General features: G+C 63.0%; 20 protein-coding genes and 1 pseudogene. 11 read left to right on the forward strand and 10 right to left on the reverse strand.

Annotation, left to right across the window (positions count from 1 at the left end):
• Window positions 1–94: 94 nt before the first annotated feature.
• The 4 genes and pseudogenes from J4G43_RS36475 to J4G43_RS36490 all read left to right on the forward strand — a co-directional run bounded on the left by J4G43_RS36475 (window position 95) and on the right by J4G43_RS36490 (window position 2686).
• A pseudogene (locus tag J4G43_RS36475) lies at window positions 95–1124 on the forward strand (IS110 family RNA-guided transposase).
• 267 nt (window positions 1125–1391) lie between these two features.
• Complete coding sequence (locus J4G43_RS36480; protein WP_208089509.1) at window positions 1392–2078, forward strand: SOS response-associated peptidase; 687 nt, start codon at window positions 1392–1394, stop codon at window positions 2076–2078.
• Window positions 2079–2291: 213 nt separating this feature from the next.
• Window positions 2292–2492, forward strand: coding sequence for a hypothetical protein (locus J4G43_RS36485; protein WP_208087863.1), 201 nt, complete (start codon window positions 2292–2294; stop codon window positions 2490–2492).
• On the forward strand, window positions 2489–2686 hold the full coding sequence (locus J4G43_RS36490; protein ID WP_166100201.1) for a hypothetical protein: 198 nt from the start codon (window positions 2489–2491) through the stop codon (window positions 2684–2686). The genes J4G43_RS36485 and J4G43_RS36490 overlap by 4 nt, the downstream gene beginning before the upstream one ends.
• A 38-nt stretch (window positions 2687–2724) precedes the next feature.
• On the opposite strand, the gene J4G43_RS36495 is transcribed toward J4G43_RS36490, so the two are convergent.
• The 3 genes from J4G43_RS36495 to J4G43_RS36505 all read right to left on the reverse strand — a co-directional run bounded on the left by J4G43_RS36495 (window position 2725) and on the right by J4G43_RS36505 (window position 3963).
• Complete coding sequence (locus J4G43_RS36495; RefSeq protein ID WP_014493719.1) at window positions 2725–2973, reverse strand: hypothetical protein; 249 nt, start codon at window positions 2971–2973, stop codon at window positions 2725–2727.
• A gap of 441 nt (window positions 2974–3414) precedes the next feature.
• Window positions 3415–3606, reverse strand: coding sequence for a hypothetical protein (locus tag J4G43_RS36500; protein WP_224580834.1), 192 nt, complete (start codon window positions 3604–3606; stop codon window positions 3415–3417).
• Between the two features lie 42 nt (window positions 3607–3648).
• Window positions 3649–3963 (reverse strand): hypothetical protein, encoded by a 315-nt coding sequence (locus J4G43_RS36505; protein WP_208087864.1) that lies wholly within the window; start codon window positions 3961–3963, stop codon window positions 3649–3651.
• A gap of 127 nt (window positions 3964–4090) precedes the next feature.
• Between J4G43_RS36505 and J4G43_RS36510 the strand changes: the two genes are divergently transcribed.
• The 4 genes from J4G43_RS36510 (at window position 4091) to J4G43_RS36525 (ending at window position 5677) form a co-directional block, all read left to right on the forward strand.
• Entirely contained in the window at window positions 4091–4417 is a 327-nt protein-coding gene (locus J4G43_RS36510; protein WP_208087865.1) for a nuclear transport factor 2 family protein, read from the forward strand.
• A gap of 276 nt (window positions 4418–4693) precedes the next feature.
• The gene (locus J4G43_RS36515; RefSeq protein ID WP_208087866.1) at window positions 4694–4870 is read left to right on the forward strand and encodes a hypothetical protein; all 177 of its coding nucleotides are present in this window, start codon (window positions 4694–4696) and stop codon (window positions 4868–4870) included.
• A 144-nt stretch (window positions 4871–5014) separates the two neighbouring features.
• A complete protein-coding gene (locus J4G43_RS36520) occupies window positions 5015–5206 on the forward strand; it encodes a hypothetical protein (RefSeq protein WP_208087867.1) in 192 nt (63 codons plus the stop codon).
• A gap of 285 nt (window positions 5207–5491) precedes the next feature.
• Window positions 5492–5677, forward strand: coding sequence for a hypothetical protein (locus J4G43_RS36525; protein WP_014493715.1), 186 nt, complete (start codon window positions 5492–5494; stop codon window positions 5675–5677).
• A gap of 33 nt (window positions 5678–5710) precedes the next feature.
• On the opposite strand, the gene J4G43_RS36530 is transcribed toward J4G43_RS36525, so the two are convergent.
• Window positions 5711–5884 (reverse strand): DUF3606 domain-containing protein, encoded by a 174-nt coding sequence (locus J4G43_RS36530; RefSeq protein WP_071911790.1) that lies wholly within the window; start codon window positions 5882–5884, stop codon window positions 5711–5713.
• A gap of 677 nt (window positions 5885–6561) precedes the next feature.
• On the opposite strand from J4G43_RS36530, the gene J4G43_RS36535 reads away from it, so the two are divergent.
• A complete protein-coding gene (locus J4G43_RS36535; RefSeq protein ID WP_225005319.1) occupies window positions 6562–7929 on the forward strand; it encodes an NRAMP family divalent metal transporter in 1368 nt (455 codons plus the stop codon).
• Window positions 7930–8030: 101 nt separating this feature from the next.
• On the opposite strand, the gene J4G43_RS36540 is transcribed toward J4G43_RS36535, so the two are convergent.
• From J4G43_RS36540 to rocF, 4 genes are all read right to left on the reverse strand, one after another.
• A complete protein-coding gene (locus J4G43_RS36540; RefSeq protein ID WP_028153026.1) occupies window positions 8031–8315 on the reverse strand; it encodes a hypothetical protein in 285 nt (94 codons plus the stop codon).
• Window positions 8316–8428: 113 nt separating this feature from the next.
• Entirely contained in the window at window positions 8429–8971 is a 543-nt protein-coding gene (locus J4G43_RS36545) for a c-type cytochrome (protein WP_208087868.1), read from the reverse strand.
• Entirely contained in the window at window positions 8958–10229 is a 1272-nt protein-coding gene (gene soxC, locus J4G43_RS36550; RefSeq protein ID WP_208087869.1) for a sulfite dehydrogenase, read from the reverse strand. Before soxC ends, J4G43_RS36545 begins: the two co-directional genes overlap by 14 nt.
• Window positions 10230–10389: 160 nt before the next feature.
• Entirely contained in the window at window positions 10390–11367 is a 978-nt protein-coding gene (gene rocF / locus J4G43_RS36555; RefSeq protein WP_208087870.1) for an arginase, read from the reverse strand.
• A 266-nt stretch (window positions 11368–11633) separates the two neighbouring features.
• Here rocF and J4G43_RS36560 point away from each other — a divergent pair, with 266 nt between their 5' ends.
• A complete protein-coding gene (locus tag J4G43_RS36560) occupies window positions 11634–11894 on the forward strand; it encodes a hypothetical protein (protein WP_208087871.1) in 261 nt (86 codons plus the stop codon).
• A 19-nt stretch (window positions 11895–11913) separates the two neighbouring features.
• On the opposite strand, the gene J4G43_RS36565 is transcribed toward J4G43_RS36560, so the two are convergent.
• On the reverse strand, window positions 11914–14658 hold the full coding sequence (locus tag J4G43_RS36565; RefSeq protein WP_208087872.1) for an EAL domain-containing protein: 2745 nt from the start codon (window positions 14656–14658) through the stop codon (window positions 11914–11916).
• 61 nt (window positions 14659–14719) lie between these two features.
• Window positions 14720–15967: a FecR family protein gene (locus tag J4G43_RS36570; protein WP_208087873.1), complete on the reverse strand. Its 1248-nt coding sequence runs from the start codon at window positions 15965–15967 to the stop codon at window positions 14720–14722.
• Between the two features lie 131 nt (window positions 15968–16098).
• Here J4G43_RS36570 and J4G43_RS36575 point away from each other — a divergent pair, with 131 nt between their 5' ends.
• Window positions 16099–17895, forward strand: coding sequence for a ShlB/FhaC/HecB family hemolysin secretion/activation protein (locus tag J4G43_RS36575; protein ID WP_208087874.1), 1797 nt, complete (start codon window positions 16099–16101; stop codon window positions 17893–17895).
• The last annotated feature ends 62 nt before the right edge of the window (window positions 17896–17957 follow it).

Here is a 17957-nt window from a genome sequence, read left to right on the forward strand (position 1 = left end):
AGGAATAATGGTCTCCATGTGCTGGTGTGGACGGCCTCTCATCCCCACGGTTCTATGGCGCTCCGGCGTCATAGCTAGATGAGAGGAAAGTCTGATGAATCTTCCCATTCGTATCGGTATGGATACTTCCAAGTCGGTCTTCCAGCTTCACGGTGTTGACGAGAACGAGGCGGTAGTTGTCCGGCGGCAGTTTCGGCGAGCCGAGATGATCCGCTACTTCGAGCGCCTTCCGCCGGTCCTCGTCGCCATCGAGTCCTGCGGCAGTTCGCATCACTGGGCGCGCCTGCTGCAGTCGTTTGGTCATGAAGTGAAGCTGATCCCGCCCCCAATATGTGAAGGCTTTCGTAAAGCGCGGCAAGAACGACGCGGCCGATGCCGAGGCGCTGTGCGAGGCGGTCACCCGGCCGAGTATGCGGTTTGTACCGGTGAAGTCAAAAGAACGGCAAGCGGCCTGCATGTTGATGACCGTGCGGGAACGCCTGGTCAGCGTGAAGTCCCAGCTTTCTAATGCCTTCAGGAGTTATGCGGCTGAGTTTGGCATCGTTGGCCCCGCCGGTCGGCAGAACGTCACGGCTCTTATCAAGCGGGTGCTCGAGGATGACAACTTACCGGAAATGGCGCGGGATCTCTTCCGCCTTCAAGCGGAGGAGTATGCCGCGGTCGAAGCCCGCCTGGCAAAGATCGAAGCCAAGCTGATGAAGTGGCATCGTGAGGATGATGTCAGCAGGCGGATCGCGACGATTCCCGGCGTCGGTCCGATTGGGTCGTCCATGCTAAGCATGAAGGCGCCCCCGCCGGAGACGTTCAGATCAGGCCGCGACTTCGCGGCTTGGCTCGGACTGACACCCAAGGATCACTCAACTGGCGGCCGGCAACGATATGGCGGTATCACAAAGGCCGGAGATTCAATGCTCCGATCGACGTTGATTGTCGGCGCGACTGCGCTGCTGAGGCACATTCGAAAGGGCCGTCATAAGCCGACACCCTGGCTCACTTCGCTGCTGGAGCGAAAGCCGCCGAAGTTGGTCGCGGTGGCCTTAGCCAACAAGTTCGCCCGTATCGCCTGGCGCTTGATGATATCGGGTGGCGTGTACAACCGGCCGGTAGCCGCCATGCCCATCTGATCTGAACTCGGTGTACCGGTCGAGATTGCTCGCCGGATAACCCACGAACTTGCAGGACGCAGTAGATGGAAGGTGGACCGATCGGTCGATACGCGCGAGCTTCCGTAGATTACACTGGCATCACGAATGTCGCCTATGTGCTTGGAGCGTGCGTAGCGAACACCATCTTGGCCAGCGGGCTTTGTCCGCGCAAACAGGCCGGACATCTGATAGCAAGCGATCTGGCCAGAAGTCTGCTATAATCCTGACAAGCGGGGGGCCGTCCACATCTGCAATCTGTATTCGATCACCACCAATCAGGCCGCCATCGCCGGGCTCTTCCGTGTGGTCCGTCGCTACGAGGGCAACTTGCCACCAATGCCGGGCGTATTTCCGGATTACCCGGCACCGGTCATTCGCGACGCAGGCGGGGGCGAACGGGAGATTGTGATGATGCGTTGGGGCATGCCGCCACCACCGAGCAAGCCCGGCCCGCCCGTCACCAACATCCGCAACACCTCGTCGCCGCACTGGCGCGCATGGCTCAAGCCGGAGCATCGCTGTCTCGTGCCCGTCAACAGTTTTGCTGAGTATGCGCCTGAGCCGAATCCGGAAACAAAGAAGAAAGACGTCGTGTGGTTTGCGATAGACGAGACGCGGCCGCTGTTCGCGTTCGCCGGTATCTGGACAACTTTCAAGGGCGATCGCGGTACGAAGTCAAAGCCCGTGCCTGGACCTCATCAGGTCTATGGTTTTCTCACGACGGCGCCGAATGCCGTTGTCGAGCCCATTCATCCAAAGGCAATGCCGGCGATCCTGACGACGGCCGAAGAACGAGATGTTTGGCTGCGGGCGCCATGGGACGAGGCTAAGGCGCTCCAACGGCCTTTGTCAGATCAAGCGCTTAAAATCGTGGCGCGGGGCGCAGACAAGGAGGATAGACCTTCAATCGCCGATGCCACTTCCGTTCAATAGTGAACTTAGGAACTACCTGCACGCGATAGGAATAAAACTGCTCAAACCGAGCTGCGATGACGCCCGAGAGATTGTTCGAACCAATTAACAAATGATACAGACTCTCCTCGGCCCGAGGCGTAGAGTTGAAGTATCACCGCACGGCACTTGGCATCGGTCGGTGATGAGAACGCTAGTTGCGCTCCCGCCCCACTTTACCGAGGGAGCAGTGCCATGCTGAAGCGACGTCGTTTCAAACAGTCCAAAACTCTCCACGAGCGGCTCGCAGACGAGGCCGCACGCCTTCGCGAGGAGGCCCAGGTGCTTGCGCCGCGACGCCGCCGTGAGATCCTGCTGCGCCGGGCGCGACAGGACGAGACGGCGATCCAGATCGAGTCCTGGCTGCATTCGCCCGGCCTGAGGCCACCGACATGAGCCGGCAATACCGCGCCTATCTGGTCGGCGAGAACGGCGTGTTTCGCTCCGCCGAAGCATTCGAGGCCGACTCCGATGCATCTGCGCTTCGCGTCGCACAACAGTTCACGCGCCGGGGCAACGTCGAGGTCTGGCAGCTCGACCGGAAGATCGGGCTGCTGTTGGCGCAAGCCACGCCGCCCGTCGCAGCCTGACCGGCAGCCATGCGCCTGAACCGCCGCACCGGAAGGTGTCACTCCTCCGCAAGCTTGCGCTCGATATAGGCGTCCACCGTCTCCGCGAAGGAGCGCTGCACCCCGACCGCGGCACCGTGCTGGTCGAGCGCGTCGCGCTGGAGCACGCGCAAGCCGCGCCCGCGGAGGCTGGCCGGCGCGGTGTTCAGGTATTGATCGATGGCGCCTTTGGCGAGCGGAATGGCCCTCGGATCGCCCCTTGCGATCAACAGACGCAAGAGGCTCTGGCAATCGGCCAAACCGGGCATGGCTCAGCCTTCAGCGTTGCTGCGATTTCGGCTTCGGTCGCTTGACCGGCTGGGTGTGCGTGCCGAACAGCGCCAGCAGAAACGCGACTTCTTCCTTCGAACCGACCTGGATCATGACTTGTCTCCTTCTCGCTCCGTTGGTCGAGGCGAACGGGCGCGGCGTTCAGGACAATCGGGTTTCAGCAATGTTTCAGGCGTGTTTCGTCGAGACCGAAGACGATCTCCGGTTGCCTGCTGAAGGTCTGCCGGCGATGCAAAAGGGCCTGCCCCAGTGTTTTTGTCGGACCAGCCCTAACTCCTGAAAACGGCCCCGGCGCGGGACGGGGGGCTGGGGGGCGCCGGAGCCGCCATTCCAGGCCGGCCATCGGCGGTGGGCCGACCACAAAACTAATTCCAGTTTGGAGCAAGAAGTTCCAAAGGGGACCTGGCAAAGCGAACAGCTCAATACTGAGGACGCTTCAACAGCTCCGGCAATCGCGAGATTGCCGTTGCGATCCGTCGCGCCTCGTCGCGCGATAGATACTGGTGGGCATATTGGTAGCCCCACGAGTGCAGGTCATCGCGATGAAGAACGCAGCAGATCGTGAAGCCGTTCGCGTCCTTGACCCGGAAGCACTCCTCTTCCGCGATCATGACCCACGGCGCCGGAAACCGCCTGAGATTGTCCATCCATGATCACGGGCGTGCGTGGCCCCGTTGCTGCTCAATTCCGTGCGGTACGAGGCGGCGCTTGGCAAGACCAGTCCGCAGCGTTGCCGGCGGCCGGCGCGGAACGAACAGGCTGTGCACGAGAATAGGCTCGCTGTCGCCGAGCCGTGTCCGCTCCTGAACCAGGCCGCTCATCACGACGCGCATCTTCATGATCTCTTCCGCCACGAAGGTGCAGTCCTCGTCGCGATTGATCTGCGCGTGCATGATGGCCTCGGCCTCTCGCATGCTGACGCGTAACGCTCTGACGATGTTGCGGATTTCATTGATGCGGTTGTCCACGGCCGATCTCCATCTGACGACGGGACAATAAGAACAAATCATGAACAATGAGTCAATACGATCTTCACTTCGGGTTCATGGTGCCCTGCCTCAAGCTGCGGCCAATAACGGCACGTAGGTAGGAAACATGTCCTTTGACCCGATGGCCGCTGCGGTTGACTGGCTTGATGCCTACCGCGCCGGCGACATCGAAACCATTTTGGGAATGTACGCCGATGATGCGATCGTCCATTGCGCCTGCGGCGGCATGAAGAGGATTTCGACCCGGCAGGGCCTGCGCGCCTATTGGGTCGACCGCCTCAGGGATTATCCCGCTTCGCATCTGGACGATCTCCATCCGTCCGAGGATGGAGCAGCCATTTCCTATACCGCGCGCGATGGCGTCGTGAGCGCGGTCCTCACCTTCAACGCGTCCGGCAAGATTGCTTCGTTGACGTGCGGGCCTTTGAACTAGCTAGGGCGTGTACTCATAAAGGAGCAGACGTCGGCTTTTGGGGTCTAGCAGAAATTCTTTGCTCAATCAGAGTATTGCCGGTTTTGACCCTCAACAGACATTCACCTCGTTTGCCTTCGTTCGGACGTGTCCTTTGGCGGCTCCGGCCACCATTAGGACTGGCATTCCCCGTTCGACAAGCGCACAGTTGACCATCGCAGCACGGTCCTTGGCGTTCATCTGTGATGAGACCGCCAGTAGCGCTCCCGCCCAACTCAAGCAGGCGGGGAGCCAGCGATGAAGGACTTTCACACTTCGGTCGAAAAGCTTCGGAGGGATGCGGCCGATGCCGCCGTGATCCGTGACCTTGCAACCGACAGGGTCAAGCGCGAGATGTACGACAAGCTGAATATTCATTTCAGCAGGCTGGCGGACGAAGTTGAGCAGGCCATAAGGTCCTTTGGACCGGATTAAGGCCGTCCAGCAGAGCGGACTTTTAGTGCGGAACCCGCCCCTTGGTGTGGGAGTTCCTAAGCCACCACAGAACGGCCCTCGGCTTTTATCTGTGACGAGAACGCCTACTCGCGCTCCCGCCCCACTCAAACAGGGAGTAGCGCCATGCAACAGCAGCGACGCCGTTTCAAACAAACTAGGACGCTTGAAGAACGCCTTGCCGAACGGGCGAAGCGGCTGCGCGAAGAAGCCAAATTGCTTCCTCCTGGTATCGGCCGTGAGTATGCGGTCCGCAAAGCAAGGCAAGCAGAGACCGGCTCGCACATCACGGAGTGGCTAAATTCGCCCGGACTATAGCCTCCAAAGTGAGCGTTGAAGCAGCAACCGGCTTGTACTATCCCGATGGGATGTCAGAGGAGGATGTTGCACGGTTCCGCGCTCAAGCCGATGAGTGCCGCCAACAGGCGGATTTATGAGTACACGCTTTGGCCGCGTTCATTTTTTTGCGTCACGGCATCGTTTACCTGACGCTTCAAATTTTATCCAAATGCGGCGGTGCGGATTCGGCGGAATGAAATCTCTCCGCGCCAAGCTGGGACATGTCCCTTGCGAGGGCGCATGGGCAAGCTGGAGATTTCGTCGATGTATTACGTCGCCGCCGCATTGCTGGTGCTGTCGGGACTGTTCTACTCCGCGAGCCATCACGAGCTCGGCCAGTTCGGTGCGAACGTGTGCAGCTATGGCAGCACGTTCTGCGACAACCCGGTGGTCGTCTTCACCGGCGGCGCGCTGGCCGCCGCCTGGGGCATGTTCGTCAGCATCAAGTAGCAGCACGCCCCCGGCGCGAATGCGCTCGACGCGTTACGTCGCCAATTCCTTGCGGACGGCGGCGGCTGAATTGCCGACCTTGTCGACGGCCTTCTGCAGCTCCTCCTTCGATATGCCGAGCGCGTGCGTCCAGTACTTGACCTCGTGGGCCTCGTGCATGTTGATCTTGCTGCGGTCCGGTTGCCCGCGCTTCGTCAGATTGTCCATCGCGTTTCCTCCCTCATGGAAGAGCAAACGCCACCATGGACCGGCCGTTCCAAACGGCAGGACGAGACTCATACGTCGAGGCTCACGCGTCGAGGCTCATACGTTCAGCCACAGCATCGAAGCGAGCACCGCTGAAAACAGAAACAGCCCGACAATTGCAATTCTGAAAACCAGATCGGCGGCCAAATGTGCCCCCTTTTGTCGTTGCAAATTCTTTGCTCGTACCGCGCGCGGCCTCGCCTTGGGCAAGGCAGGACCGCACCGTGACTTTGCTGCCGGGGCGGGTTGGAACGGCCCGTCAAACGGCACCGCAACGCGCTCATCCAGCGTTGGTTCCAAATTTTCGGAAGGCGCGAATCAGAGCAACAACGTTAACCCCGCCGGGCGGAGGGCGCCACTGGCATGAGAACCAGACCGTCGAGCAAGTGCTGCCTGATCGCCGACGGCTTTCTGTGACCAGGGATCGGCCGACCGTCGGCGACATGTTCTGGCGCGCGGGGCTGGCGACCGTTTTGAACGGAGGGAAAAGGAAGAGCCCGCAACCGGTGACGGTGCGGGCTCGAACGATCTCTGTGATGGTACTACTCTACAAGTGTTTTGCCCGACGTGTCAAAGGATGACGGGGTGTTGGCATCAGCAGACGGCGCGGCGCCGGCCGACGCAGGAACTTTGCGGCCATGACGCGCTTGAAGCACACTTCGCAATTCCGGAAGCCGGAAGGTCAGCCCCTGTCAAACCGATCGAAGCAGCACGCCGCCAAGCACGCCAGCGCCGAAGCATCGGCGAAGTCCGGGCCGGGGCTGCTGCAACGGCTGGGGCCCGGGCTCATCACCGGCGCAGCCGACGATGATCCGTCGGGCATCGCCACCTATTCGCAGGCGGGTGCGCAATTCGGCTACGGGCTGCTCTGGACGGTGTTTCTGACCCTGCCGTTCATGATCGCGATTCAACTCGTCAGCGCGCGCATCGGCCGGGTCACCGGCAAAGGGCTCGCCGCCAACGTCCTGCAGCTCGCGCCGCGCTGGATCGTGCTGGGGCTCGTCTCGCTGCTCGTCATCGCCAACACCTTCAACATCGCCGCCGACATCGCCGCGATGGCGGAGGCGCTCTCGCTGGTCATCGGCGGGCTCAATCACGAGCACGCCCTGATCTTCGCGGCGGGCTCGACCCTGCTCCAGGTGTTCGTGCCCTATCGCCGCTATTCGCCGGTGCTGAAATTCCTGACGCTGACGCTGTTCGCCTATGTCGCCACCGCCTTCACCGTGAAGATCCCGTGGGGCACCGCGTTGCTCGCCGCGGTATGGCCGAAGGCGACGATCAGCGCCGACTATTTCCTGATGGTCGTCGCCGTGCTCGGCACAACCATCAGCCCCTATCTCTTCTTCTGGCAGGCCTCGCAGGAGGTCGAGGAGATGAACCAGGGCAAGCGCGACAAGCCGCTGCGCGACCTTCCAACCGGGGGCGGCCCCGAGATCGCGCGCATCAAGGCCGACACCATCGTCGGCATGCTGCTCTCCAACAGCATCGCCTTCTTCATCATCCTGACCACGGCGACCGTGCTGAACGGCAATGGCGTCACCAGGATCAATTCGGCGACGGAAGCGGCCGAAGCGCTGCGTCCGCTCGCCGGCGACTTCACCTTCGCGCTGTTCGCGCTCGGCATCATCGGCACCGGCCTTCTGGCGATCCCGGTGCTGGCGGGCTCGGCGGCTTACGCCGTTGCGGAGACTTTCGGCTGGCACGCCACGCTGGAGGCGAAGCCGGAAAAAGCGGTCGGCTTCTACACCATCATCGCGGCCGCAACCATCATCGGCTTCGGCCTCGGCTTCACCGGCATCGACTCGATACAAATGCTGGTATGGAGCGCGGTGCTCAACGGCATCGTTGCCGTGCCGGTCATGGCCATGATGATGCTGATCGTCTCGAGCCGTGCGATCATGGGCCGCTTCAAGGCCCGCTCACGGCTGGTCGCGCTGGGCTGGCTCGGCACCGCGATCATGGCGCTGGCCGTCCTCGCTCTGCTCGGCTCGTCCGCGATCGGCTGACCCGACCGGCGGCAGCGACGCCGAGCTCTGCGACGCCAAGATCTGCGACACAACGACGATGATGAAGGCCGCGACCACGGCCCGCACGCTGAAGGACCGTATTACGGCGTCACGGGATTGACGGTCGGAGATGTCTTCGGCCCCGGCCGCTCCGGCTCGACCGGCGACTTCGGTGCGGTGGGAAGCACCTTGGCGCCGGCGGCATGTGCGGCCTCGCCCGTCGTCGCATACATCGCAACATGAGCCGGCTGAGTCTTGGCGCGGTTCCACGGCCCGTGATCGACGATCACCATCGCAGCAATCGTCAAGCCGGCCACGATCAGCGCGATCACGCCGGGATGGCGAAGCGCCGAGGACATGGAGTTTGCGAAGCGATGTGTTGTCATCGAAGGACCCGTGCTGTTTCCTCTCGCGGGTTAACTCAAACGCATCCTGCGAGTTCCGCGCTTCGCTTAAGCAAGTTCCGAGCCACTGCGCGGAACTGATCGTCCCGATACGATCACTTTTTCACGTCCGGGCGCGCATCGCCGACGAAGCTGTCGCGGTTCGGCATTTTGACTGCCGAAAGCGATTTGGCATCGAGTGTCGCATCGGCTCCCACCAGCCCGTTCAGGTTCAGGATATAGGCGGACACCGCATAGACGTCCTCGTCACTCAGCGACTGCGGCGCGTTCTGCGGCATGGCGCGGCGGATATAATCGAACAGCGTCGGCGCATAAGGCCAATAGCTGCCGACGGTACGGATCGGCTTGGCCGTTGCGATCGTGCCCTGCCCACCGGCGAGCCGGTCACCCAGGCCACCCTCGCCTTTATCGCCATGGCAGGAGGCACATTGCTGGGCGAACACCTCGCGCCCATGGCTGACCGAACCGCCTCCCTTCGGCAGATTGCGGCCGTCACGTCCGACATCGATATTCCAGCCCGCGATCTCCGCAGCCGTCGCAGGGCGACCGATGCCGTAAGGGCTTTGCGCCTGCGCTTCGCTCGCGAAGGCACCCAGCGCGATTGCGACGGCAACGCCGCAGGTCTCACGCCAGCGCATTGGTCACCTCGCCGTCGGCCGCAATGCGCCAGGGCCAGATCGCGTTGTTGTGGTAGAAATAGTTCTCGCCGCGCACCGCGAGCAGCTCTGCCAGCGTCGGCTGCACATAGCCGGTCTCGTCGACGGCACGGCTCTGGATCACGGCTGGCTTGCCGTCCCATTGCCAAGGCAGGCGGAAGCGCGTGAGGGCGCGCGTCAACACCGGCTCCTGCAATCGCGCATCCTGCCAGCTCCTGCCGTCATCGACCGAAACCTCGACACGCTTGATCTTGCCATGTCCGCTCCAGGCGATGCCGGTGATCTCGTGGAAGCCAGGCGCGCTCAGGCGTTGGCCGCCCGAGGGGCGCGTAATGATCGACTTCGCTTCCATGTAGAAGGAAAATTCGCGCGCCGTGCCGTCGGGCAAGAGATCGGTGTATTTCGAGGTCTCTTCGCGCGAATAAGTGGGCTCCGCGGTCACGTGCAGGCGGCGCAGCCACTTCACGCTCATATTGCCTTCGAAGCCGGGCAGGAACAGCCGCAAGGGATAGCCCTGCTGCGGACGCAACCGCTCGCCGTTCTGGCTATAGACCAGCAGGGCGTCCTCGAGGCATTTCTCGATCGGAATGCTGCGTGTCAGCGCGGCGGCGTCAGCGCCTTCGGCGACGACCCATTTGGCGTCCGGTTTCAATCCGGCCTCCTGGAGCAACAGCTTCAGGCTCACGCCGGTCCATTCGGCGCAACTCACCAGACCCACGAGGTCCGATGCCGTCTTGCCATAGGGCTTGGTGTAACCGGGATTGCCGGAGCATTCGAGGAAGTGGATGCGCGACTCCGACGGGAAGCGCCTGAGATCGTCCATCGTGAAGATCAGGGGCCGTTCGACGAGGCCGTGCAGCATCAATCGATGCTGCGCCGGATCGATGGTCGGAACACCGCCATGATGCCGCTCGTAGAACAGTCCATTCGGCGTGATGATGCCGTCGAGCTCCTGCAATGGCGTCCGGCTGGAGGCCGATATGTACTGCTTGAGAGTCTTCGAGATGTTCTTGACGATGCCCTTCTCGAACGGTGACGGCGCGCCATAGGGCTGGGCTCCCATCGGCTCGCCCGGCGCCTTCATCCATTCGGGAATGTTGGGCGGAAGGTTGTCCGTCTCCGCCGCGGCCGACGTACCAGCGCCCAGAACGGCGCCGCCCGCCACCGCGGTGCCGCCTTGCAGGAAGCGACGGCGTGTAGTTCTCGCGGATTTTCCGGCGGCGTCGATCGTGCTGCTCATTGCGGATCCTCGGCTGAAGCGCGCCCCGCATCAAACCCTCCGCGAAGGGCGTTTGCAATCCGCACCTATTTCAAAAACAGGCGATTTCGACCAGGACTGGTCTAGATCAGCCAGCCGCAACAGCCATTCCGTTCTTCGCGATGCAAAACAGCTCTCGGCGTCACTCGCCCGGTGCGATCGCGTTACTCGGCGTCGGACGGTCGGTAATCTGCTGTCCGAACAGGCTGCCGATCAGCTCTACCGCAGTGCGCGCGGTGCGACCGCGCTCGTCCAGGAACGGATTGAGTTCGACGATGTCGACCGATCCGACCACGCCTGAATCATGAAGCAGCTCCATGATCAGATGCGCCTCGCGATAGGTCGCTCCGCCCGGCACCGTGGTGCCGACTCCCGGCGCCACACACGGATCGAGGAAATCGACATCGAAGCTGACATGGAGCACGCCATCGCACGCCTTGACGCGCTCGATGACGCGCCGGATCAGCACAGCAACGCCGAACTCGTCAATCTGACGCATGTCGACAACCCTGATCCGGCGTGTGCGCATCAATTCCCTTTCGAGCTTGTCGATCGAACGCGCGCCGAACAGGTCCAGCCTGTCGGGATCAATCGAGGCGCGCGGATCATCGCCGAGCAATCCGTCGAGGCCGGGCTCGCCACACAAGAACGCCGCCGACATGCCGTGCATGTTGGCGGTGATCGTCGTCTCGGGCGTGTTGTAATCGGCATGGGCGTCGAGCCAGAGCACGAACAGCTCGCGTCCACGCTCCTGCCAGTGGCGCGCCATGGCATTCACCGAGCCCATCGACAATGTGTGATCGCCGCCGAGGAAGATCGGCAACGCCCCGGTCTGCGCGATCTCATGGCCTCTGCGGCTCAGCAGACGCGTCCAGCGCTGGATTTCGCGATAGTGATTGGCCTTTTCGGGCGGCCTGTCAGCAAGGTCTCTGACCTCCGCCACGGAGAGATCGCCATAATCGACGACTTCGAAATCAAGGCTTTCGAGCAGTGGCGCAAGGCCGGCGGTGCGAAGCGCTGCGGGGCCCATCAAGGTGCCGCGCTGCGAAGCGCCCATGTCGATGGGCGCGCCGAGCAAGGCGATGCGCCGGGCTCGATCCGGCATGGTCCGATCGGTCACGGCAATCTCCTGAGATCAGCAAGCCTTCGCCAGCCTAACAGAGATTCGCATCTGTCGTTTCCCGGGATTACGGGACGAAAGGGCCCGCGCGCCCGGAACAAATTCCGGGACGCCGCATTTTCTCTGCAGGGCCGGCATCCGCCGTTCAAAACGGCGCCTGTCGCGGATAGCCAAAGGTCTCTCGACCCGCTGTTCAAAACGAGCGCACGCGCGGATAGCCAAAGGTGCCGGCCTCCATCTCTTCGCCAATTCCGGAGGTCGCGATCTTGAGCACGGACATACCGCAGCCCAATCCCCCGCCCGGCATGGCCGAGCGTGCCATCGACGCCGCAACCGACGTGTCCCGCACCATCGGCGAGGTGGCAGGCGGCCTGCACGCCGCGGTCGATCGCCTCACTGGCGCAATCGACGAAGCACGAAAACCCGGCCGGCCGCTCGCGACTGTCGCAGCAATCACGCGCGAAGCGCCCTTGGCCAGTCTGTTCGTCGCCTTCCTCTTTGGCGTGGCAGTCGCACGCCGGCGCTAGCGGTCGGAGTTGAAGCGATTCAGGCCGCGCTGACGGCTTCGAGTTCAGCCGGCAGGAATTGCCTCTCGAAAGCCTCGGCAGGCATTGGCCGGCCGAAGAAATATCCCTGCCCTTCCTCGCATCCCATGCTGACCAGGAAGTCGGCCGTGGCACGGTTCTCGATGCCTTCCGCCACGACAGTGAGCCCGAGCTGCTTGCTGAGACCGATGGTCGAGCCGACGATCGCGGCGTCGTCGGAATCGGCGAGCAGGTCAAGCACGAACGACCGGTCGATCTTGAGCCCGTCGAGCGGAAACTTCTTCAGATAGCTCAGGCTCGCATAGCCCGTGCCGAAATCGTCGAACAGAACGCGGACGCCGAGCTGCTGGATCCGCTCGAACATGTCGAGCACGCGGCTTTCGTCATGCAGCAGGATATCCTCGGTGACTTCGAGCTCGAGCAGCGACGGCGTGAGCCCCGTCTCCGCGAGCAGCGCCGCAACGGAATGCGCGAGGTCGCCGGACTCGAGCTGCGACGGCGAGAGGTTGATCGCGACGCGCACGCTATTTCCGGACAATTCCCAGGCTCGCGCCTGCCGACAGGCGGTCTCCATCACCCAGTTCGCGATCCGCTCGGACAGGGACGAGGTGTTGACCACCGGCATGAATTCCCCGGGCGAGACATAGCCGCGCGCGGGATGCCGCCAACGGATGAGCGCTTCGGCCCCGAGCAAGCTGCCGTCGACCAGCCGAACCTGTGGCTGGTAGAACAGTTCGAACTCGCCGCGATCCGCGGCAAGCGCCAGCTCGCTCTCCAGCGTCAGCCGGTTCTCCAGCTCCTGCCTGATCGCACTCTCGAAGATCACGTGGCTGCCGCGCCGTGTCATCTTTGCCTTGCTCAGCGCCAGATGACCATTGCCGAGAAGATCGTCGGCGTTGTGCCCACCTTCCGGATAGACGGCGACGCCGATGCTGATCCTGACGCGATGTTGGCGCGCGCCCGTTGCGAGCGGCGCTTCGAACGCGCGCGCGATTCGCTCGGCAAACTCCACAATCGGCTCGCCAGCCTCCGTACAATCAAGCGCGATGGCGAACTCGTCGCCGCTGAGCCGGGCTACGACCGCCTTGCCACCGACCTTGGTCCGGAGGCGCTCCGCGACGGCCCGCAGCACGAGGTCGCCGGCCGAATGTCCAAGCATGTCGTTGATCTGCTGGAAGCCATCGAGGCCGAGCACAAGCAGCGCGACGTCGGACGATCGCGGCTCCGCCGCGGCGATCAGATTGGCGAGGCTCGCATGCAGCATGTTGCGGTTGGCAAGACCGGTCAACGCGTCATGTTCGGCGAGATACCTGACGCGTTCGGCTTCGCGCTTGCGGACCGAGATGTCGCGCAGGATCGCTCCGTACTGGAAGCCGTCCGTGCCCTGCCAGCCCGAAAAGCTCGCTTCGACCGGGAACGTCTCGCCGTTCTTCCGCCGCCCCTGGAACTCGACGACGACGGCACCGCCGGGCACCAACAGCGCCTGGCGCGCAGCATCGCGCATGGCAAATGCCTTTGCGCCACCGCCGGCGGGCTCCGCACAGAGCGTTTCGAACGGACGCCCGATCATTTCGGTCGGCATGTAACCGAAGATCGCACTGGCGCCCGGATTCCACACCGTGATCCGGTGATCTTCGTCGGTGCAGATCAGACCGTCGCCGAGCGACATCGCGATACGATGAAAGCGGCTCTCGGCAATACGTCCCAGGAGACTACGGAAATCGATCTCGTCGAGTGCAATCGCCGTCAGATAGGCAATGATCGCAATGTGAAACAGCGACGTGTCGATGATGAGCGGCCAGCTTGCCTGCACGAGCGCAGCGGCAAGTTCCACACCCGCTCCTGCGGCGACGAGGATGGTGACACGGACGCCCGGTGCGGAACGGCGCCACGAATACATCATCGCCAGGCAGATCAGGCCTAAGCCAATGATCATGCCGACATCGGACGTCCAGTGCAGCATCCGGTTCTGGAGGATCGATTCCGCCGCCAGGGCCTGGAGGACGGGCCCAGAGACGATCTTGCCGTTGGGAACACTGAACCGGTCGCCCAGTTCGAGCGCGGTAGCACCGACGATGATCTTCTTGTCTCTCAGCTTGTCCAAGGTCGCGGCATCGCCGCGCAGCACGTCAAAATAGGAGACACTTGGGATGGAGGCCGCACGAATGCCGAAATCGATCAGGAAGGGGGGCCGCCGATTGGCGTCCTGCCCGGCCAGCACGACGGCCATCGACGGCATCACGGCATCACCAAGCCTCTCTCCGACCGGATAGCGGCGCACGAGCCCGTCGGATTCGATCGCAACATTGACGACGGCCGGCCACGACTGGTTGCTGAACGGCTTCAGTGGACGATTGATGTGAACCGCGCCACCATTCGGCGTCGGCTGCTTGAAGGAGGGCAGGATCGTCGAACCGCCGACCTCCCGAAGCGCGGTGACGAGGGCTTCGTCAGAGGCCGGATCCGATGGTGTGCTGAAATCGACGTCGAAGGCGACGTCCTGTGCCCCTGCCGCCTCGAGCCTGTGCAACAGCTCCGCGTGGAGCCGGCGCGGCCAGGGCCATATTCCAATCTGGTCGATCGAGGGTGCGTCGATGGCCACCACGACGACATTGCCGCTGGCCGTACGCGATTGCCAGGCGAAGCGCAGATCGGTGAGCGCGTTGCGAAGCGCGCCGTGCCACCCCGTGGACAGCACGACCGCAAGCGCGATCATGACAAGAATATGCGGCCGATGGCGTTTCACTTTGCTCCCCTGCACCGGCGGTCCCTGCCGCCGGGCGCTCCCCTATGCCGACGACACGGTCCTAGCGATGGCCTCTGCCCCAATACCAACCGTAGTGGTGGCCATGATTGCCGTTACCGTTGTTGCCGTTATTCCCGTTTCCGCTGTTCCCGTTGCCGTTGTTGCCATTATTGCCGGTGCCGCCGCTTCCGTTGCTGGTCGTACCAGTCCCGTTGCTTCCGCTCCCAGAGCTTCCGCCGGATACATCGCTGGTCGAACCAGCGGTGGTCGCAACGGTCGTCGTCGTATTTGACGACGTCGACGTTGCACTGGCCGTGGGTGCACTACTGCTCACCGTAATCGCCGTGACGTTGGAGCTGTTGGCGGCCGTGGTCGTCGTGCTCGCCTTCGTATCGCTCCACACCGTCTCGGTCCCGGTGCTGGCGTTCGCATTGCGCACGTGCCCCGTTGTCACGGCGCCGTGGGCGAGCCCGTTCGTGACCTTGTGGACGTTCAGCTTGACCTCGCCGAGCGAACTGGAGATGCGCACGACGCCACCTTTGGGCGTCTGACCGCCGGCCGCTTGATGCGATTGCGCCGGCGCGCCGGCCGCCTTGGTCCCCTTGTCGATCGGACCGAGCGCATGGATCGCATGGCCACTCGCCGCATTGCGCGGTGCCGACAGGCCCGATTTCGGCACCGGGACTCGCTCGATCGTCGAGGCGCGCGGCTTGCCGTGCTCGATCGGATTGAAGGTGCCGGCACCACTCAGGCTGAGGCCGGGCTTGCCGTGCTCAAAGGAGGTGGCGGCCTGTCCCGGCATGACCTGTGCGATCTGTCCGGACTTGAAGTCGGAGACTTCAACCTGGCCGCGGAGCACGCCGACCTTGGTGCTGCCAGCATTCACGGTGACGCTGAATTGCGTTCCCTTGACCACGGCGGCGAGATACGGCGTCTCGACCTCGAAATGCTTGACGTTGCGCTTCTCGACCTCGAGCAGGATCGAACCCGCCTGCTGGATGATGGTGGTCGAGAGCCCTTCCTTCTTCTCGGCCGGCAAACCGACCACCGAGTTCGGGGAGATCAAAATCGATTCCTCGCCGCGGACGAGTAGCACGCGTCCGTTGCGTCCGGTGCGAATGGTATCATCGGCCCTCAGCGTCCCTTCCTGGGTCAATGACACAGGCTGCGCGCCGTTGGCGGCAAGCCAGACCTCACCCGAGGACTTGCTGACTGACCAGACGCCATCGTCCGCGGCAGATGCGAACGAGGCCGTACCCAGGATCAGCGCGGCCACGAAGGCGCACCGCATTCCAACTCTGCCCAGCATCACGATCCTCAGTCCCGCATTACAGCCAGTGCTGAGGCGTATCCGAAATCACTCAAGAGAGAATTAGCGGGAAGCGGCAAGTCCAGTGGCTGCATTAACCATTCATTGACCATAAAAAACTAAGAAAAATCATGCAGCTAACGAACTCTTACCGGCTCTTGTGCACTGCTCCGTTAAACTACGGGGAGCGGCTCGTTGCGCGCATTGAGAAGCGGCATCTCCTTATGGCACTGGCGCTGGCGGCACCGATTTTCACGGGAATTTCGCAGGCGTTCGCCCAACAGGCGAACCAGCCCGGCTTCGATCCGCGGCAGCCCGAGAAATACTTTGAAAACCAAACCGAGCAGGAATCGCTGAGCCGTCCTCCGGTCACGCTGCCGGCGGTCGGCCGGCCCAACACAGGCGGGGATACGAAACCGCAATTCGTGTTGCGCGGGATCGATGTCAGCGGCGCCCAAGCCATTCCCCGCGATCGCATCGCCGCAGCCTATCAGCCCTATCTCGGCAAGAAGGTCTCGCAAGCCGACCTCGCCGCGATCGCCGGCGCGATCAGCGATCTCTACCGCGCAGACGGCTTCCATCTGAGCCGGGCGATCGTGCCGCCGCAGGACATCGCCGACGGCCGCGTCCGGATCCAGGTGATTGAAGGCGCCATCGTGCAGGCAGAGCTGAAAGGCGACGGCGCCGAGCAGTTTGGCGTGAGGCCGATGCTGGGGCCGGTTCTCGCCGAGCAGCCGTCGCGCCTGGCAACGCTCGAACGTCAGCTCTTCCTCATCAACAGCGGGCCGGGCATCCGGATCACCGACACCGCGCTCGAGGAGATCGGCGGTGCCACCGGCCGCTTTCGCCTCATCGTCCATTTGAAAACCTGGCACGTCTTCTCGTCCTTCGGCGTGGATAATTTGGGCTCATCGTCGGTCGGCCCGTGGCAGACCTACGCGACCGGCGCTTTCAACTCCTACCTCACGCCCGGCGATACGCTGGCGGTCAACCTGTCGACCATTGCCAACGACCCGCGTGAGCTTGGCTTTGCGCGATTATCCTATGACGCGCCCGTCGGCGTCGACGGCGTGCGCCTCGGCGCTTCCGTCCTGTACAGCGCGGTCCGGCCGGGTGACGCCCGCCGCCTCGACAGCGACATCACCACGACAGAGGCGTTCGAGCTGCGGGCAAGCACCGTGCCCTTCATGTCGCAATCATCGGCGTTGACGCTGACCTTGGCCGGCACCTTCAGCAACGTGTCCGAGCACGATCTTTACGGCCCCTGGTACAACGACCACATCAGGACCGCGAGCCTGACCGCCGATTACCGGCTCCAGGATCGCTTCGGCGGCACCAATTTCGCGACGCTGACCTACCGCCAAGGTCTCGACATCTTCGGTGCCTCGCATTTCGACGACGATCTGCTGTCGCGCGACGGCGCCGCGTCGAACTTCTCGGTGCTGAACCTCTGGTTCACGCGCTACCAGACCCTCAACGACGCCTGGTCGCTCAAGCTGTCCGCGGCCAGCCAGACGGCATCGCGGCCGCTGTTCATTTCGCAGCAGTTCTATCTCGGCGGCGCGGCTTTCGGCCGGGGCTATGGCGCGGCCGAGATCAGCGGCGACAACGGTCTTGCCGGCTCGCTCGAGCTGCGCTTCGACCAGAAGCTCAATTTCCGCTACTGGACCGGCTATCAGCTCTACGCCTTTGGCGACGCCGGCGCAGTCTGGAACGACGGTTACCGCCTGAGCGACGGCCTGTCGCTGACATCGGCCGGAGCCGGCGTGCGGTTCTTTCTGCCGGATGATCTTCAAGCCGATCTCGGCGTAGCCGTCCCCTTGAGCTACCGGGCGCCAGACAACGAGCGCCGCAGCCCACGCTTCCTGTTCACCCTCTCGAGCGTATTCCGGCTCTGCCCTGAACGCGGCAGGGGCGGCTGCCTCTAGCTGCCGCGCTTTGAGCACACCCGGCATGCGGCCCTTTTGCGGCCTTGCTCACAGACTTGCCT

The organism is Bradyrhizobium barranii subsp. barranii, assembly GCF_017565645.3.
GTDB classification, from domain to species: Bacteria; Pseudomonadota; Alphaproteobacteria; order Rhizobiales; family Xanthobacteraceae; genus Bradyrhizobium; species Bradyrhizobium barranii.

What these genes read in the sequence shown, in the direction of transcription:
- J4G43_RS36575 (WP_208087874.1), top strand. Translation starts at nt 16,099, where the DNA reads ATGCAGCTAACGAACTCTTACCGGCTCTTGTGCACTGCTCCGTTAAAC.
- soxC (WP_208087869.1), bottom strand. Translation starts at nt 10,229, where the DNA reads ATGAGCAGCACGATCGACGCCGCCGGAAAATCCGCGAGAACTACACGC.
- J4G43_RS36500 (WP_224580834.1), bottom strand. Translation starts at nt 3,606, where the DNA reads ATGATCGCGGAAGAGGAGTGCTTCCGGGTCAAGGACGCGAACGGCTTC.
- J4G43_RS36530 (WP_071911790.1), bottom strand. Translation starts at nt 5,884, where the DNA reads ATGGACAATCTGACGAAGCGCGGGCAACCGGACCGCAGCAAGATCAAC.
- J4G43_RS36495 (WP_014493719.1), bottom strand. Translation starts at nt 2,973, where the DNA reads ATGCCCGGTTTGGCCGATTGCCAGAGCCTCTTGCGTCTGTTGATCGCA.
- J4G43_RS36540 (WP_028153026.1), bottom strand. Translation starts at nt 8,315, where the DNA reads ATGACAACACATCGCTTCGCAAACTCCATGTCCTCGGCGCTTCGCCAT.
- J4G43_RS36525 (WP_014493715.1), top strand. Translation starts at nt 5,492, where the DNA reads ATGTATTACGTCGCCGCCGCATTGCTGGTGCTGTCGGGACTGTTCTAC.
- J4G43_RS36535 (WP_225005319.1), top strand. Translation starts at nt 6,562, where the DNA reads ATGACGCGCTTGAAGCACACTTCGCAATTCCGGAAGCCGGAAGGTCAG.
- J4G43_RS36545 (WP_208087868.1), bottom strand. Translation starts at nt 8,971, where the DNA reads ATGCGCTGGCGTGAGACCTGCGGCGTTGCCGTCGCAATCGCGCTGGGT.
- J4G43_RS36490 (WP_166100201.1), top strand. Translation starts at nt 2,489, where the DNA reads ATGAGCCGGCAATACCGCGCCTATCTGGTCGGCGAGAACGGCGTGTTT.
- J4G43_RS36515 (WP_208087866.1), top strand. Translation starts at nt 4,694, where the DNA reads ATGAAGGACTTTCACACTTCGGTCGAAAAGCTTCGGAGGGATGCGGCC.
- J4G43_RS36510 (WP_208087865.1), top strand. Translation starts at nt 4,091, where the DNA reads ATGTCCTTTGACCCGATGGCCGCTGCGGTTGACTGGCTTGATGCCTAC.
- J4G43_RS36570 (WP_208087873.1), bottom strand. Translation starts at nt 15,967, where the DNA reads ATGCTGGGCAGAGTTGGAATGCGGTGCGCCTTCGTGGCCGCGCTGATC.
- J4G43_RS36520 (WP_208087867.1), top strand. Translation starts at nt 5,015, where the DNA reads ATGCAACAGCAGCGACGCCGTTTCAAACAAACTAGGACGCTTGAAGAA.
- J4G43_RS36485 (WP_208087863.1), top strand. Translation starts at nt 2,292, where the DNA reads ATGCTGAAGCGACGTCGTTTCAAACAGTCCAAAACTCTCCACGAGCGG.